The 16,180-nt window shown below is 71.2% G+C and carries 12 protein-coding genes; 9 read left to right on the top strand and 3 right to left on the bottom strand.

Going from position 1 to position 16,180, the window contains the following annotated elements; all coding sequences use genetic code 11:
- Nucleotides 1–3 precede the first annotated feature (3 nt).
- Nucleotides 4–1,164, bottom strand: a complete 1,161-nt coding sequence (locus tag F9C12_RS38815) for a glycosyltransferase (protein WP_409463773.1) — start codon at nt 1,162–1,164, stop codon at nt 4–6.
- Nucleotides 1,165–1,334: 170 nt separating this feature from the next.
- Here F9C12_RS38815 and F9C12_RS38810 point away from each other — a divergent pair, with 170 nt between their 5' ends.
- The 8 genes from F9C12_RS38810 to mmsB all read left to right on the top strand — a co-directional run bounded on the left by F9C12_RS38810 (nt 1,335) and on the right by mmsB (nt 11,771).
- The gene (locus tag F9C12_RS38810) at nt 1,335–2,357 is read left to right on the top strand and encodes a helix-turn-helix transcriptional regulator (protein WP_409463772.1); all 1,023 of its coding nucleotides are present in this window, start codon (nt 1,335–1,337) and stop codon (nt 2,355–2,357) included.
- Between the two features lie 530 nt (nt 2,358–2,887).
- Nucleotides 2,888–3,904 (top strand): LacI family DNA-binding transcriptional regulator, encoded by a 1,017-nt coding sequence (locus tag F9C12_RS38805; protein WP_409463771.1) that lies wholly within the window; start codon nt 2,888–2,890, stop codon nt 3,902–3,904.
- Between the two features lie 108 nt (nt 3,905–4,012).
- A complete protein-coding gene (araB, locus tag F9C12_RS38800; RefSeq protein WP_409463770.1) occupies nt 4,013–5,683 on the top strand; it encodes a ribulokinase in 1,671 nt (556 codons plus the stop codon).
- Nucleotides 5,683–6,360 carry an L-ribulose-5-phosphate 4-epimerase gene (locus F9C12_RS38795; RefSeq protein ID WP_409463769.1) on the top strand — a complete coding sequence of 226 codons (678 nt, stop codon included), beginning with the start codon at nt 5,683–5,685 and terminating at the stop codon, nt 6,358–6,360. Before araB ends, F9C12_RS38795 begins: the two co-directional genes overlap by 1 nt.
- A 26-nt stretch (nt 6,361–6,386) precedes the next feature.
- Nucleotides 6,387–7,892, top strand: a complete 1,506-nt coding sequence (araA, locus tag F9C12_RS38790; RefSeq protein WP_409463768.1) for an L-arabinose isomerase — start codon at nt 6,387–6,389, stop codon at nt 7,890–7,892.
- Nucleotides 7,893–7,909: 17 nt separating this feature from the next.
- Nucleotides 7,910–9,016, top strand: coding sequence for a multiple monosaccharide ABC transporter substrate-binding protein (gene chvE / locus F9C12_RS38785; protein WP_409463767.1), 1,107 nt, complete (start codon nt 7,910–7,912; stop codon nt 9,014–9,016).
- Complete coding sequence (gene mmsA, locus F9C12_RS38780; RefSeq protein WP_409463766.1) at nt 9,013–10,533, top strand: multiple monosaccharide ABC transporter ATP-binding protein; 1,521 nt, start codon at nt 9,013–9,015, stop codon at nt 10,531–10,533. Before chvE ends, mmsA begins: the two co-directional genes overlap by 4 nt.
- A complete protein-coding gene (gene mmsB / locus F9C12_RS38775) occupies nt 10,530–11,771 on the top strand; it encodes a multiple monosaccharide ABC transporter permease (RefSeq protein WP_409179271.1) in 1,242 nt (413 codons plus the stop codon). Before mmsA ends, mmsB begins: the two co-directional genes overlap by 4 nt.
- Nucleotides 11,772–11,803: 32 nt before the next feature.
- On the opposite strand, the gene F9C12_RS38770 is transcribed toward mmsB, so the two are convergent.
- Complete coding sequence (locus F9C12_RS38770; RefSeq protein WP_409463765.1) at nt 11,804–12,817, bottom strand: helix-turn-helix domain-containing protein; 1,014 nt, start codon at nt 12,815–12,817, stop codon at nt 11,804–11,806.
- A gap of 150 nt (nt 12,818–12,967) precedes the next feature.
- Here F9C12_RS38770 and F9C12_RS38765 point away from each other — a divergent pair, with 150 nt between their 5' ends.
- Nucleotides 12,968–13,624, top strand: a complete 657-nt coding sequence (locus F9C12_RS38765) for a cutinase family protein (protein WP_409463764.1) — start codon at nt 12,968–12,970, stop codon at nt 13,622–13,624.
- Nucleotides 13,625–13,769: 145 nt separating this feature from the next.
- Here F9C12_RS38765 and F9C12_RS38760 read toward each other — a convergent pair whose 3' ends face one another.
- Nucleotides 13,770–16,025, bottom strand: coding sequence for an ATP-binding protein (locus F9C12_RS38760; protein ID WP_409463763.1), 2,256 nt, complete (start codon nt 16,023–16,025; stop codon nt 13,770–13,772).
- Nucleotides 16,026–16,180 lie beyond the last annotated feature (155 nt).

Below are 16,180 nucleotides of genomic sequence, written 5' to 3'. Positions count from 1 at the left end.
GGCTCAGCGGAGCGCTTCGAGGTCGGCGGCGAACTGGTCCAGCGACGGCAGGGCGAGAATTCGGCGTTGCAGCCCGCGTGCGGCCAGCCGATAGGACGGTTCGTCCACGACCTGCTTGAGCGCGGCGGCCAGGTTGTCCGGCGTCAGGCCAGCCGCAGCCACCTGGACGCCTACTCCCAATTCCCCGATGCGGGCGGCGTTTGCGGGCTGATCGGCGAACAGCGGTACCGCAGTCATTGGCACGCCGTGAGAAAGCGCTTCTCGGATTCCGCTGAATCCAGCGTGGGTCAGAAAAGCGTCGCATGCGCCCAGCAATAGGCGCTGCGGCACGAACGGCTCGAAATGCACGTTCGCCGGACGCGGGCCGGTCCAGGCGGCCGGGTCGTGGCCGAGCGCGACGACGGCGCGGATCGGCAACGCTCCCAAGGCTTCCACCGCGATCGTCCGCAGCCGCGATTCGGCGGAAAGCAGCAGATGCGCGTTGGAACCGAGGCTCATCAGCACCAGTGGCGCGTCGGCGGGCAACCCCGCGATCGCGTCGTCGAGCGGATCGCCGGGCTCGCCGGGTACGCAGTAATAGCGGTGCTGGGGGGTGCGCAACGCTTTCGGGTACCACGATTCGGGCAGCAGACCCGCGGCGATTTTGCCGTACGCAGGCGTCAGCGACTCGATCGCGGCGAGGCCGAATTTCGCGCGCACGACATTCAGCCGCGCTACGAGATCCGGCACCAGCCGTGCGATCAACGGCGCGATGTCCAGCACCGCGAGTTCGACGCCGAGTGCCTCCGCGGCCAAAAAGCCGCTGTATTCGTTGGTTTCCCGGACGATCAGGTCCGGCCGCCACGGCTTCGCGACGTCGAGCAGGTTCGCGGTGAATGCCGCGGTCATCCGTTCGTCGAACAGCGGAACGCTGATCGGGCCGGACACCTCCGGCCGCCACCCGCGCCCCGTCTCCCGGCCGGGCAGCTTCGCCGAAAGCTCTTCCGGGGACAGGACGTCCGGCAGCACGAGCACCGGCACGCCGAGCCGTTCGAGTTCGGCCCGCATCGCGCCGCCGGTGGCGATCGCGACCTCGTGCCCGGCCCGGCGCAGCGCGTGCGTCACCGGGACCACAACCGGTACCAGATGCGAGCGAATGGGCAAACCGGTCAGCAGCACACGCATCTCAGGAATCCTCCAGAATTCAGCCGTGATCAGGCTGGCACGGTTCCGGCGAGCCGGACATACCGAGAATTAGGGGGACAAAGCGTCCCCGGCGCGAAGTTCCAGTCGCGCAACGGCATTCCCGGGAAATGTCGTTGCCGGTCCGGGGCGGGGGCGGTCATGCTGCTCGCATGGGCGGGGCGGTGGAGTGTTCGCTGGGAGACATGCACGAGGCGGTCGGGCAAGGCGCAGGCTCGGACGCCGCGGGGGAAATTCTGTCCCGCGCCTTGGCCCCGCTGGTGGCGCACGACGCGCTGCGACTGGCGGCGACGAGCCCGGCCGCCGAGTTCGGACCGGCGGCGTTCAGCTTCTGGCACAAGTTCGACCCCGGTCTCGGGTTGGCCCTGCTGCACCGTGCGTACGCCCACGACGGCGAATGCTGGCCGTTGGCGCGGGCGTGGTCCGCGGACCCGGTACCCGGCGTCGTGCTGTGCGGCGACGTGTACCGCGGGTACGGCGTCGGCAGCGAACTGCTGGTCCTGCTGCGCGACCGCCGCGGCACCTGGGGAGCGTTGGAATTGCTGCGGTCCCAGGGCGGCAAGCAGTTCGACGCCGAGGACGCCCGCCGGACGGCGCGGCTCGGCCCGGCGCTGGCCGAGGTGCTGCGCCAGTACGTCACCGCGGGCCCGCTGACGCCGCAGATGCCGATGCTTTCCCCGGGAGTGCTCCTCGTCGGGCCGGACCACCGGCTGCGGGCGGCGACGCCGCAGGCGCACGCTTGGCGGGAGCGCCTGCGAGCCAGCCCCCGCACGCCGGACTTCACCGATGCCGCGCACCTGGCCGGAATGTCGCTGCAGGCGCGTCGGCACCTGAAAGACCCGCGGGCCCGCCTGCCAGTGCTGACCGCGCCGCCGGCCAGCCACGGCCGCTGGGTCAGCTGCCACACGCAACCCCTCGACGACGGCTCCGGCGACATCGCGGTGGTCATCGAGGCGACCACGGGGAAGCGGCTGCTGCCGTCGTTCTGCGACTGGTACAGCATCACGCCGCGTGAACGCCAGGTCGTCGAACACCTCTGCGAGGGAGCGGCGGCCAAGCACATCGCCCGCAGACTGGACCGGTCGGTGCACACCGTCAACGAGCACCTGAAGGCGATCTTCCGCAAGACCGCGGCGAGCGGCCGGGAGGAACTCGTCGCCGCGATCACCGGCTGAGCGGCTGGGACCGCACCGGCAGGACGGGGCTGGCGGCCTCGCCCGCCGACTCAGCCGCTCCGCGCACCCCGCCGACGGACTCCTCGCCGCGACCACCGAGACCGCACGGGCACCACGATGCAGCAGCCAAGCACCTCGCCCCTCGCCGCGTGCATCGCCGACGGCCTCCGCTCCGCAATCACCGGCCGAGCGACCACCGAGACCGCACCGGCACCACAGAGCAGCAGCCAAGCACCCCGCCCACAAATTCGCCCCCTCCACGCACCCCGCCGACGAACCCCACGCCGCGACCGCCGGCCGAGCGACCACCGAGCCCGCCCCGGCACCACAGAGCAGCAACCGAGCACCCGCCCGCCAACTCACCCCTCCACCCACCCCGCCGACGAACCCCGCACCACGACCACCGAGACCACACCGGCCCGACCTCGGCATCGGTCCGGCGCCGAGTTCCGGAGAAAGGCTTGACCTCCCGTCTGTTATCGCTAACATTGCCCTCCTCACGCCCGCGTACTCAGCGAGGAGGTGCGGGGATGCCCGCCGACGGGTCTTCCGCCAAACGCCAGCCCGGGCTTGCCGAAGTGGCGGCGATGGCGGGCGTTTCGCACATGACGGTCTCCCGGGTGGTGAACGGCACCGGGCCGGTCCGCGCGGAGACGCGGGCGCGGGTGCTGGCCGCGGTGGACCGGCTGGGGTACCGGCCCAATTCCGCGGCCCGGACGTTGGCGACCGGGCGGTCGAGCGTGCTCGGCGTGGTCGCGCTGGAGTCCAATCTGTACGGTCCGGCGAGCACGCTGTACGGGATCGAGCACGCCGCCCGCGAGGAGGGCTACGGGGTCACGATCTCCAGCGTCAGCCGTCCGCGGCGGTCGTCGTTCGCCGAGGCGGTGGACAATCTGCGGCGGCAGGCGGTCGGCGGGATCGTGGTGATCGCGCCGCACGTCGCGGCCGGCGAGGCGTTGCGGCAGGTGCCCGGCGACATCCCGATGGTGGCGGTCGGCGGCGGCGAATCGGCTCCGGTGCCGGTGCTCTCGGTCGACCAGTACGACGGGGCCCGCCGGGTGACCGAGCATCTGCTGTCGCTCGGCCACGAAACCGTGTGGCACGTCGCCGGGCCGGAGGACTGGCTGGAATCGCTGGAGCGCGAACGCGGCTGGCGGGAGACGCTCGAACGGCGCGGCGCGCGGGTGCCGCCGCCGTTGCGCGGGGACTGGAGCCCTCGTTCCGGCTACGACGCGGGCCGCCGGCTGGTCGCCGAAGGGAAGCCGGACGCGGTGTTCGTCGCGAACGACCAGATGGCGCTCGGCGTGCTGCGCGCGTTCGCCGAGGCGGGCATCCCGGTGCCGGGCCAGGTGCGCGTGGCCGGGTTCGACGACGTGCCGGAAGCGGCGTACTTCAGCCCGCCGCTGACCACCGTCCGGCAGGACTTCATCGAGGTGGGGCGGCGGACGTTCCGGTTGCTCGTCGAACGCATGGAAGGCGGCGACCCGGGCGTCCGCCACCTCGTCGCGCCCGATCTGATCGTCCGGGACAGCACCGGGCCCCGGTAGCGAAGCTGCTCCACCGCACTCGATAAAACGAACAACCCTTCAAATGTTAGCGCTAACAGTCTGGCGGCCGCCGCTCGAGCGGCCCGGAATCCGGAAGGAACTCCCCCAGTGCCAGCAGATTCCCTCGTCGTCGGCATCGACTTCGGCACGCTCTCCGGGCGCGCGGTGGTGGTCCGGGTGCGCGACGGCGCCGAACTCGGGACCGCCGTGACCGAGTACCGGCACGGGGTCGTCGACGACCGGCTTCCCGCCACCGCCGAGGAACTGCCGCCGGGCTGGGCGCTGCAGGTCCCGTCGGACTACCTCGACGTCCTGCGCACCGCCGTGCCCGCCGCGCTGGCCGAGGCGGGCGCCGACCCGCGGGACGTGATCGGGGTCGGCACGGATTTCACCGCCTGCACAATGCTCCCGACCGACGAGGACGGCACCCCGCTGTCCGAGCTGCCCGGGTTCACCGGCAATCCGCACGCCTACGTGAAGCTCTGGCGGCACCACGCCGCGCAGCCGCAGGCCGATCGCATCAACGCCGCCGCCCGCGAGCGCGGCGAACCGTGGCTGCCGCGCTACGGCGGGCTGATCTCGTCCGAATGGGAGTTCGCCAAAGCGCTGCAGCTGTTCGAGGAAGCCCCCGAGGTGTACCGGGCCATGCGGCATTGGGTCGAGGCGGCGGACTGGATCGTCTGGCAGCTCACCGGCGCCTACGTCCGCAACGCCTGCACGGCCGGGTACAAGGGGATCTACCAGGACGGCCGCTATCCGGACCGGGACTTCCTCGCCGGCCTCCACCCCGGTTTCGAGTCCTTCGCGGACGAGAAGCTCGCCCGTCCGACCGGGCAGCTGGGCTCGCTCGCCGGGAAGCTCGGCGCGGAGGCCGCGGCCTGGACCGGGCTGCCCGCCGGGATCGCGGTCGCGGTCGGGAACGTCGACGCGCACGTCACCGCGCCGGCCGCGCAGGCGGTCGGACCGGGGCAGATGGTCGCGATCATGGGCACGTCGACCTGCCACGTCATGAGCGGCGCCGACCTGCGCGAGGTGCCGGGCATGTGCGGCGTCGTCGACGGCGGCATCGTCCCCGGGCTCTGGGGCTACGAAGCGGGCCAGAGCGGAGTGGGCGACATCTTCCGCTGGTTCGTCGAGCACTGCGTCCCGGCGTCCTATTCGGACGCCGCGGGCGCCGAAGGGCTCCACGAGTTCCTGACCCGGCTCGCCGCCCGGCAGGAGATCGGCGAGCACGGCCTGGTCGCGCTCGACTGGCACAGCGGCAACCGGTCGGTCCTGGTCGACCACGAGCTGTCCGGGGTCGTCGTCGGGCAGACCCTCAGCACCCGGCCCGAGCACGTCTACCGGGCGCTGCTGGAGGCCACCGCGTTCGGCACCCGCAAGATCATCGAGACCTTCGAGGCCGCCGGGGTTCCGGTCACCGAGCTGATCGTCGCGGGCGGGCTGACGAAAAACCCGCTGCTGATGCAGATCTACGCCGACGTCACCGGCCTCCCGCTCTCGGTGATCGGCTCGGCGCAGGGACCCGCGCTCGGCTCGGCGATCCACGCCGCGGTCGCCGCCGGCGCCTATCCCGACGTGCGCGCGGCCGCCGCGGCGATGGGTTCGGTCCAGCGGATGGCATATCAACCGGTGCTGGCGAACATCTCAGCTTACGACGAGCTGTACGCGGAATACACCGCGCTGCACGACTATTTCGGCCGCGGCGGCAACGACGTGCTGCACCGGCTCGCCGCGCGCCGGCGCGAACTGGCCACTGTCGCGAAAGGACGGAACTGATGACGCTGACCGCCCAGGCTCGCGGGACTATCGCGGAGCTGAGGGAATCCGTCGCGCGGCTGCACCGGGAGCTGACGCGCAACGAACTGGTGGTCTGGACCGCGGGCAACGTGTCGGCGCGGGTGCCCGGCGAGGACCTGATGGTGATCAAGCCGTCCGGGGTGTCCTACGACGACCTGAGCGCCGACACCATGGTCGTCACCGATCTGCACGGCAAGCTCGTGCACGGCGAACTCGCCCCGTCGTCGGACACCGCCGCGCACGCCTACGTCTACCGGCATCTGCCCGAGGTCGGCGGGGTCGTGCACACGCATTCGACCTACGCGACGGCCTGGGCCGCGCGCGGCGAGCCGATCCCGTGCGTGCTCACGATGATCGCCGACGAGTTCGGCGGCGAGATCCCGGTCGGCCCGTTCGCGTTGATCGGCGACGACTCGATCGGCCGCGGCCTCGTGGAAACCCTCCGCGCGACCCGCTCCCCCGCGGTCCTGATGCGCAACCACGGCCCGTTCACCGTCGGCGCGACCGCGCGGGACGCGGTGAAGGCCGCGGTGATGGTCGAGGACGTGGCCCGCACCGTCCACATCGCACACCAGCTCGGCACGCCGGTCCCGCTGTCCGGCCCCGACGTCGACCGGCTGCACGCGCGCTACCAGAACGTGTACGGACAGCGCTGAAACCCCTGACCCAGCAAGGAGAAAAGATGATCTCCGCGACCAAGCCGCAGGTGTGGTTCCTCACCGGCAGCCAGGCGCTCTACGGCGAGGAAACCCTCGACCAGGTCGCCGGGCAGTCGCTGCGGATCCGGCAGCTGCTGGCCGGTTCCGGCGGGCTGCCGTGCGAACTGGCCGGGAAACCGGTGCTGACCGAGTCCGCCGGGATCCGGCAGGTGCTGCAGGAGGCCAACGCCGACCCCGCGTGCGTCGGGGTCATCGCGTGGATGCACACGTTCAGCCCGGCGAAAATGTGGATCAGCGGCCTCGACGCGCTGCGCAAACCGTTGCTGCACCTGCACACCCAGCTCGACGCGACGCTGCCGTGGGCCAGTCTCGACATGGACTACATGAACCTCAACCAGGCCGCGCACGGCGACCGCGAGTTCGGCTTCGTGCAGACCCGGCTCGGGATTCCGCGCAAGACCGTCGCCGGGCACGCGGCCGATCCGGCGGTGGTCGCCCGGATCGACGCGTGGGCGCGGGCGGCGATCGGCGCGGCGCATCTGCGGACCTTGAAACTGGCCCGGTTCGGCGACAACATGCGCGACGTCGCGGTCACCGAAGGAGACAAGGTCGAGGCCGAGCTGCGGTTCGGCGTGTCGGTCAACACCTACGGCGTCACCGAACTGGCCGAACGAGTCGACGCGGCCTCCCCGGCCGAGGCAGACAGCCTGGTCGCGCAGTACGCCGACGAGTACACGCTCGCCCCGGAGCTGGCCCGCGACGGCGAACGGCACGAATCGCTGCGGTATGCCGCGCGGATCGAACTCGGCTTGCGGTCCTTCCTCGGCGAAGGCGGATTCGGCGCGTTCACCACGAATTTCGAGGATCTCGGCGGACTGCGGCAGCTGCCGGGGCTGGCGGTGCAGCGGCTGATGGCCGACGGCTTCGGCTTCGGCGGCGAGGGCGACTGGAAGACTTCCGCGCTGCTGGCCGCGGTCAAAGCGATGAGCCGCGGCTCGGACCGCGGAACGTCCTTTATGGAGGATTACACCTACCATTTCGGTCCCGGAGAACCGAAAATCCTCGGCGCGCACATGCTCGAGGTGTGCCCGAGCATCGCCGCGGACCGGCCGTCCTGCGAGATCCACCCGCTCGGCATCGGCGGCCGCGAGGACCCGGTCCGGCTGGTCTTCGACGCCGCCCCCGGCCGCGGCGCGGTGCTCGGCCTGACCGACCTCGGCGACCGGTTCCGCCTGGTGGCCAACGAGATCGACGTCGTCCCGCCCGACGAGCCGCTGCCGAACCTGCCGGTGGCCCGCGCGGTGTGGAAGCCCGCGCCGTCGCTCACCACGTCCGCGGAAGCGTGGATCACCGCGGGCGCCCCGCACCACACCGTGCTCACCCAGGCCGTCGGCACCGAGACCGTGCGCGATTTCGCCCGCATGCTCGGCGTCGAACTGCTCGTCATCGACGAAACCACCACCGCCGCGGACTTCGGCGACCGCATCCGCTGGAACCAGGCCTACCACCGGCTCGCCCAGGGTTTCTGAAAGAAGGAGAACGAACAATGAGGTTCATTCGAGGAATCCGCGCCGCCGCCGCGGCGGCCGGGGCCGCCGTGCTCGCGTTCGGCGCCGCCGCCTGCGGGTCCAGCGCGAAAACCGCCGACCAGCAGGCGGGCGGGCCGGCCGGCGCGCTGGTCGGCGTGACGATGCCGACCAAATCGTCCGAACGCTGGATCCACGACGGGGACAACATCAAGGCCGCGCTGGAAAAGCTCGGCTACCGGGTCGACCTGCAGTACGCCGAGAACGACATCCCCACCCAGGTCAACCAGATCGAGAACCAGCTGACCAAGGGCGCGAAACTGCTGGTCGTCGCCTCGATCGACGGCACCGCGCTGACCACCCAGCTGCAGGAGGCGGCCGACCGCAAGGTCCCGGTGATCGCCTACGACCGGCTCATCCGCAACTCCCCCGCCGTCGACTACTACGCCACCTTCGACAATTTCAAGGTCGGCGTCGAACAGGCGAACTCGCTGCTCAAGGGCCTCGGCGACGGACCAGGCCCGTTCAACATCGAACTGTTCGGCGGCTCTCCGGACGACAACAACGCGACCTTCTTCTACAACGGCGCGATGTCGGTGCTCAAGCCGCTGATCGCGAGCAAGAAGCTGGTCGTCAAGAGCGGCCAGGTCGACTTCGCGCCGACCGCGATCCTGCGCTGGGACCCGGCCACCGCGCAGCGCCGGATGGAAGACCTGCTCACCAAGACCTACACCGGCGGCGCGAAGGTCCAGGGCGTGCTTTCCCCCTACGACGGCCTGTCGATCGGGATCCTGTCCGCGCTCAAGAGCAACGGCTACGGCGCCGCCGGACAGCCCTACCCGGTGGTCACCGGACAGGACGCCGAGGTCGCCTCGGTCAAGTCCATCATCGCGGGCGAGCAGTACTCCACCGTGTTCAAGGACACCCGCAAGCTCGCCGACGTCACGGTGAAAATGGCCGACTCCGTCCTCAAAGGACAGAAGCCCGCGGTGAACAACACCACCGACTACAACAACGGCACGAAGGTGGTGCCCGCGCAATTGCTGCAGCCGGTCGTCGTGGACAAGTCCAACTATCAGCGGGAACTGCTCGACTCCGGCTACTACACGGCGGGCCAGCTGAAATGACCGAACTGCTCGGCATGCGCGGGATCACCAAGACCTTTCCCGGCGTCACCGCGCTGTCCGACGTCACGCTCTCGGTGCGGCGCGGGGAAATCCACGCCGTCTGCGGCGAGAACGGCGCCGGGAAGTCCACCCTGATGAAAATCCTGTCCGGCGTGCACCCGCACGGCAGCTACACCGGCGAAATCACCTTCGACGGCCAGGCCTGCGCGTTCGGGTCCATCCGCGACAGCGAACGCCGCGGCATCGTGATCATCCACCAGGAACTCGCGCTGTGCGCGCAGCTTTCGATCGCGGAGAACATTTTCCTCGGCAACGAACGGGCCAAGCGCGGCTGGGTCGACTGGAACCGGACCAACCACGAGGCCGCCGACCTGCTGCGCCGGGTCGGCCTGCGGGAGAACGCGGTCACGCCGGTCAGCGAACTCGGCGTCGGCAAACAGCAGCTGGTCGAAATCGCCAAAGCACTGTCCAAACGCGTCAAACTGCTCATCCTCGACGAGCCGACCGCCGCGCTCAACGACGACGATTCGGCGCATCTGCTTTCGCTGCTGCGCGAACTGCGAGACGACGGCGTGACGTGCGTGATCATCTCGCACAAGCTCGGCGAGGTGACCGCGATCGCCGACACCGTCACGATCCTGCGCGACGGCAAGACGATCGAAACGCTCAGCGCGGCCGGGCTGAGCGAGGAGCGCATCATCACCGGCATGGTCGGGCGCGACCTCGAACACCGGTTCCCGCCGCGGGAGCCGGACATCGGCGACGAGGTGCTCCGGATCGAGGACTGGACCGTGCACAGCCCGAGCCAGCCCGGCCGGGTCGTGGTGGGCGGGGCGAACCTGACGCTGCGCCGCGGCGAGATCGTCGGGCTCGCCGGGCTGATGGGCGCGGGCCGCACCGAACTCGCGATGAGCGTCTTCGGCCGGTCGTACGGCACTGGCATCTCAGGACGGCTGGTCAAAGACGGCAGGGAGATCACGCTGCGGTCCGTCCGCGACGCCATCCGGCACGGCATCGCCTACGCCACCGAGGACCGGAAACTGTACGGGCTCAACCTGATCGACGACATCCAGCGCAACACGTCGGCGGCCGGGCTGCCCGCGCTCGCGCGCCGCGGCTGGGTGAACGAGCACGCCGAACACGACGTCGCGGCCCGGTTCCGCCGCGAGCTGCGGATCAAGGCGCCTTCGGTGCGCAGCGTCACCGGCAAGCTGTCCGGCGGGAACCAGCAGAAAGTCGTGCTGGCCAAGTGGATTTTCACCGATCCGGACGTGCTGATCCTCGACGAGCCGACCCGCGGCATCGACGTCGGCGCGAAGTACGAGATCTACGGAATCGTCAACGAGATGGCCGCGCGGGGGAAAGCGGTCCTCGTCATCTCCTCCGAACTCCCCGAACTGCTCGGCCTCTGCGACCGCATCTACACGCTGTCCGCGGGCCGGATCACCGGCGAGGTCGACCGGGCCGGCGCCACCCAGGAACTGCTCATGCGACACATGACGAAGGAACGGCCATGACCACCGCGAACCCCGTGCGGCCAGCCGATCCGGCCGCCCCGCCCGCCGGGCGCGGCCCCCGGCGGATCTCGATCAACCTCCGGCAAAGCGGCATCTACGTCGCCTTCGCGCTGATCGTCGTCCTGTTCGAGGCGATCACCGGCGGCGCGCTGCTCGAACCGCAGAACATCTCGAACATCATCGTGCAGAACTCCTACGTGCTGATCCTCGCCATCGGGATGATCCTGGTGATCATCTCCGGGCACATCGACCTGTCCGCGGGCTCGGTGGTGGCGATGACCGGCGCGGTCGCCGCGGTCCTCACGGTGAATCTCGGGCTGCCCTGGCCGCTGGCGGTCGTGCTCACCCTCGTCGTGGGCGCGGTGATCGGCGCCTGGCAGGGGTATTGGGTCGCCTGCTTCGGCATCCCCGCGTTCATCGTGACGCTGGCCGGGATGCTCGCCTTCCGCGCGCTCACCCTGACCGTGCTCGGCAACCAGGGCATCGGCCCGTTCCCGGACGCCATCCGCACCCTGTCGAACGGCTTCACCGGCGGCTACCTCGGCAACATCGGCCTCGGCCCGCTCGGCGGCGCGGACCTCGTCAGCCTCCTCGCCGGGGTCGTCGTGGTCGCCGGGATCGTGCTCGCGCAATGGCGCAAACGCGTCGCGCGGCTCGGCTACGGCCAGGAGGTCGACCCGTTCCCGCTGTTCGCGCTCAAGATCGCCGTCGCCGCCGCGCTGGTGCTCGCGGTGGTCGTGCAGCTGGCCCGGTTCCGCAATCTGCCGTGGGTTCTCGTCCTGCTCGCCGTGCTGGTGCTCGGGTACTCCCTCGTGGCCGGGAAGTCCGTGTTCGGCAGGCACGTCTACGCGATCGGCGGGAACCTCCAGGCCGCGACCCTGTCCGGGGTCAAGGTCAAATCCGTGACGTTCTGGGTGTTCGTCAACATGGGGGTGCTGGCCGCGCTGGCCGGAATCATCTTCGCCGGACGGCTCAACCAGGCCGGTCCCACGGCGGGCGTCAACTTCGAACTCGACGCCATCGCCGCCGCGTTCATCGGCGGCGCCGCGGTCCAGGGCGGGGTCGGCAAGGTCGTCGGAGCCATCACCGGCGGGCTGATCATGGCGGTGATCAACAACGGCATGTCGCTGATCGGGGCGCCGAGCGAACGGGTCATGCTCGTCAAGGGAGCGGTGCTGCTCGCCGCGGTCGCTTACGACATCTGGACCAAGCGCCGCGCCGGAGCCGCCGCCCGCTGACTCGCGGCCGGTGGGCGCTGTCCCACCGGCCGCTATCCGGCCAGCCGCAACTTCCGTGCGCGCAACGAAATCTCCAGCCCGAACCGCGCATCCGGATCATGCAACTGGTCACCGAACAACGCGTTCAACGTCCGCAACCGGTTGCGCGCCGTCTGCGGATGCACCCCCAGAACCCCCGCGATCTCCGGCGCACTCCCGCTCGTGGTCAGGAACGCGAGCAAGGTCTCCGCCGCCTTGTCCTGCGCCGTACGGGTCAGTACCTCCAGCGGCGCGAGACTGCTCGTTTCCAATGCGGTGCGCAGGACGTCGTCGGAGAACAGCCAATGCGTGGTGAGATGGTCGTCCCAGCGGACCGGGCGAGCGTCCGGCAGCACGCCGCGGCGGAGCAGGCCCAAGGTGCGGCGCGCCCAGCGCAACGACCTGGCGGTGTCCTCCGGCACGACCTCGGGGCCGAGCGCGGCGCGGACGCCGAAGTCCGGCACCGGTGCGGCGGCGGGGAGGACTGCCCACGGTTCGGGGGCGTGCGGGTCGCACAGCGCGTCGTCGGTGTTCTGGAGTTCGCCGGTGTCGAAGGCGACCGCGACGACGGTCTCCGGGAGCGGCCAGCCCGCCTCCCGGGCGAGGGCGGCGAGTGCGGTCGGCCGCGGCTTGCCGAGTTCGGCGAGCAGGCGGGCTCGAGCCCGGTCGCGGTCGCCCGCCGCCGCGGCGCGACCGCCTTCGGCCGCCAGCCGGCCAAGGATGTCCACCGCGACCAGCAGGTTTTCGACCGCGCGGGCGAAGTCCGGCGAGCGGCTCAGCAGCGGCAATACCCGCCGGGCGGCCGCGGTGAGCGCGCGGTGCACGCGGTCGAGATCGCCGACCGCCCGGAACTCTGCGGCGCCGAGGGCGCGGAACGTGTCGGCACCCGGCGGAGCTTCGGTTGCCGTGCGGCGCAGCACGTGCGCGACGAACCGCGTCGCCCCGCGGTCGAGCAGCCAGGCGGACTCCGGCAACCGACGGCGGACCTCGTCGAGCAACGCCGCCGCGACCGGCTCTTCGGTGAGCATGCCCGGATCGTGGCGGCTGGGGCCGGCGGAAAGCGTCGTCGAGAATGCGTAACTGCCGCACATACGCAGAATCACCGATGCGCTCCGGGCAGCGCGGCCGCCAGACTCCTTTCGCTCGCACAGTCGCGATCTTGAGAAAAGGTGATCCGGATGCGCTTTGCCCGCCCCGCCGGCCTCGCGGCCGCCCTGCTGATGAGCACCGGCCTTCCAGTGCTCGCCGCGCTCCCGGCCAGCGCCGCCGGCTGTTCCGACGTCGACGTCGTGGTCGCGCGGGGCACCGGCGAACCGGGAACGCTCGGGGTGATCGTCGGCGACCCGGTCTTCGCCGCCGTGAAGAAGGCCCTGCCCGGCGCCTCGGTGAGTTCCTACGCCGTGCGGTACCCGGCCAGCCTGCAGCCCGATTCCGCGTCGCGGGGGAACCAGGACCTCGTCGACCACGTCACGCACCAGGCCGAGGCGTGCGGCGACCAGCGGTTCGTCCTCGTCGGCTACTCGCAGGGCGCGAACGTCGTCGCCAACTCGGTCGGCATCAGCAGCGAGGGAGCCCTCGTCGGCGCGCCGATCGTCGCGACCATTCCGGCGGACGTCGCGCCGCGGGTGGCCGCGCTGCTGACCTTCGGACCGCCGATCGCCAAGCTCGGCAAGCACATCACCGGCGAGTACGAGGACCGGACCAAGGAATTCTGCGCCGTCGGCGACCCGGTCTGCCGCCCGAACGGCACCAACGTCCTCGCCCACCTCAGCTACACCCGGAACGCCGGCGAAGCGGCCGCCTTCGCCGCGGGCCGGGTCACCGCCGGGCAGTAAACCCGAGCATGGCCAGGTGTGCTGCACCGGCAGCCGCAGCACTCCTGGCCTTCGGACCCCCGACCGCCAAACACCGGCAAATACGAAAACCACACCAAGAAGTTCCACCCCACCGGCGAAGCAGCCGCCCTCGCCGCCGACCACATCACCGCCGCGCAGTAACCCACGCGGCGATCTGCGCCCGGCTCCGGAATCCGAGCTTCGCCAGGATGTGCTGCACGTGCGTGTCCGCGGTCCGGCGCGAGATCACCAGCTTCTCCGCGATGTCCTTATTGGACAGTCCACTCGCGACAAGGCGGGCCACCTCGTGTTCGCGGTTCGTCAGCACGCTCGCGGGCCGCGTCGGTTCGTCCTCGCCGAGGGCGAATCGCGTGGCTCGCTTCTCGCCCATCGCCCGTCCGGCGGCGAACGCGGCCGCGAAGCGCTCCTCGCCGAGTGCCTGCCGGGCGGCCTCGGTGAAGCGGCGGTGCGGCAGCACCACAGCCACCTCCGCCGACGCGCCGACCGCCTCCCACACCGTGGCCGCCGCGCCGAACAGCGTCGCGGCGCGCTCGTGGTCGCCCCGGCGCGCGGCCGTCCACGCCAATCCGTCGAGCCGGTAGGCCAGCTGGAACCGGCTGCCGATCTTCCGGGTCGCCTGGAGCGCTTCGACCGCCGCTCGCTCGGCCGCGTCCGCGTCGCCGAACTGGACTTCGGCCTGCACCAGCCCGGCCAGCACGATGCCGCGGTAGTAGTGGTCGCCGCACGCGCGGCTCAGCTCGACCGCCCGGTGCAGCACCCGCCGGGAGGTCTCCAGCTCGCCGAGGTAGGCGAGCGCGACCCCCTGGATGTACCGCGGATGCAGCTCGCGCCGGACGTCGCCGAGCTTCTGGAACGTCTCGCCCGCCGCGGCGGCGAGTTCGGCGCAGCGGGGATCGAGCCGGATCATCGCTTCCAGCGCCCGGACGTAGGTGATGAACGCGGCCAGCGGGACGTCGCCGGGATCCGCGGCCTGCTCGGCCTCGTCGAGCCGCGCCGCGGCGAGCTGGACATCGGAATGCCACAGCGAATACAGCGCCGCGGTGGCCAGCGCCAGCGCGCGTTCGGGCCGGTCCGGCGGGGCGGCGGCCAGCGCGCGGTCGAGCCAGCCGCGGGCCTCCGAGTTGAGGCCGAGCAACGTCCAGTGCTCCGCGACGCGGCAGGCGATCCGCAGCGCGGCGCCGGCCTCGGCGGGATCGGCGACCGACCAGTCCAGCGCCGCCCGCAGGTTGTCCTGTTCCAGCCGCAGCCGGCCGATCCAGGAAAGCTGCGCGGGGCCGGCCCATTCCGCGTCCGCGCGGGCGGTCAGCCGGTCGATCCAGTCCCGGTGCGCCCGCGCGGCCCATTCCGTTTCCCCGGCCTCGGCGAGCCGTTCCGCGCCGAACTCGCGCAGGGTCTCCAGCAGCCGGAACCGCACCGTGTCGCCGTGGTCTTCGCGCAGCAGCACCGATTTGTCCAGCAGACCGTCGACGAGGTCGAGCACCTGATGCGGGTCCCCGTCCGGGCCGGCGCACACGGCTTCGGCCGCCTCGAGGTCGAAAGATCCGGCGAAAACGGACGCGCGCGCCCACAATTCCTGCTCGGCCGCCGAACACAGCTCGTAGCTCCACGCCACCGCGGCCCGCAGCGTCCGCTGCCGTTCCGGCGCCGTGCGCGGTCCGGTGCCGAGCGTGCCGAGCCGCTGCCGCAGGCGTTCAGCCAGCTGCCGCGGCGAAAGCGTCCGGACGCGGGCCGCGGCCAGCTCGATCGCCAGCGGAACGCCGTCCAGCCGCCGGCACACCTCGGCGACGTCGCCGGAATTCGCGGCGGACAGCCGGAATCCGGTGCCCGCGGCGGCCGCCCGGTCCGCGAACAGGCGCACCGCGGCGGATTCCTCCGGGGCCTCGGCGTCCTCGTCCGGGACGACGAGCGGGGGCACGCCGACGACGCACTCCCCCGGCACGCCCAGCGACTGCCGGCTGGTCGCCAGCAGCGTCACCCCCGGGCACTCGCGCACGACCTCGGCGACGAACTCCGCGCACGCTTCGACCAGATGCTCGCAGTTGTCCAGCACGAGAAGCAGATTCCGGTCGCGGAGATGGTCCAGCACGCCGCGGCGCACCGAGCGGTTCGGGCCTTCGTGCAGGCCGAGCCGGTCGGCCACGCGGTTCGGCACCAGCGCGCCGTCGCGCAGCTCGGCGAGTTCGACGAAAACCCCGCCCCCGGCGAACCGGCCGACCGCCGCTTGGGCGACTTCGCCCGCCAAGCGCGTCTTCCCGATGCCGCCCGGACCGGTGAGCGTGACGACCCGGCTCTCGTCCAGTCTCGCGCGGATCGCCGCGGTTTCCGCGCGCCGTCCGACGCAGCTCGTCACCGCCGGAACCAGACCCGCGACCGTCCTCAAGCCACACCTCACCGTGTCGACTGACGATCAAGCGTAACAAGGAGCGGCGGCGGCGACTGGCATTTCCGGCGCCCCTCGCCGAAGCGGTGGCCCGGCACCGGAACACGGTGCTCGCCCGATGATTCAGGCGAGCACCGTGTCCCGTTTCCCGAGCC

The organism is Amycolatopsis sp. GA6-003 (assembly GCF_046267895.1).
Taxonomy (GTDB): domain Bacteria; phylum Actinomycetota; class Actinomycetes; order Mycobacteriales; family Pseudonocardiaceae; genus Amycolatopsis.
This window is presented reverse-complemented; position numbering and strand designations above follow the sequence as displayed.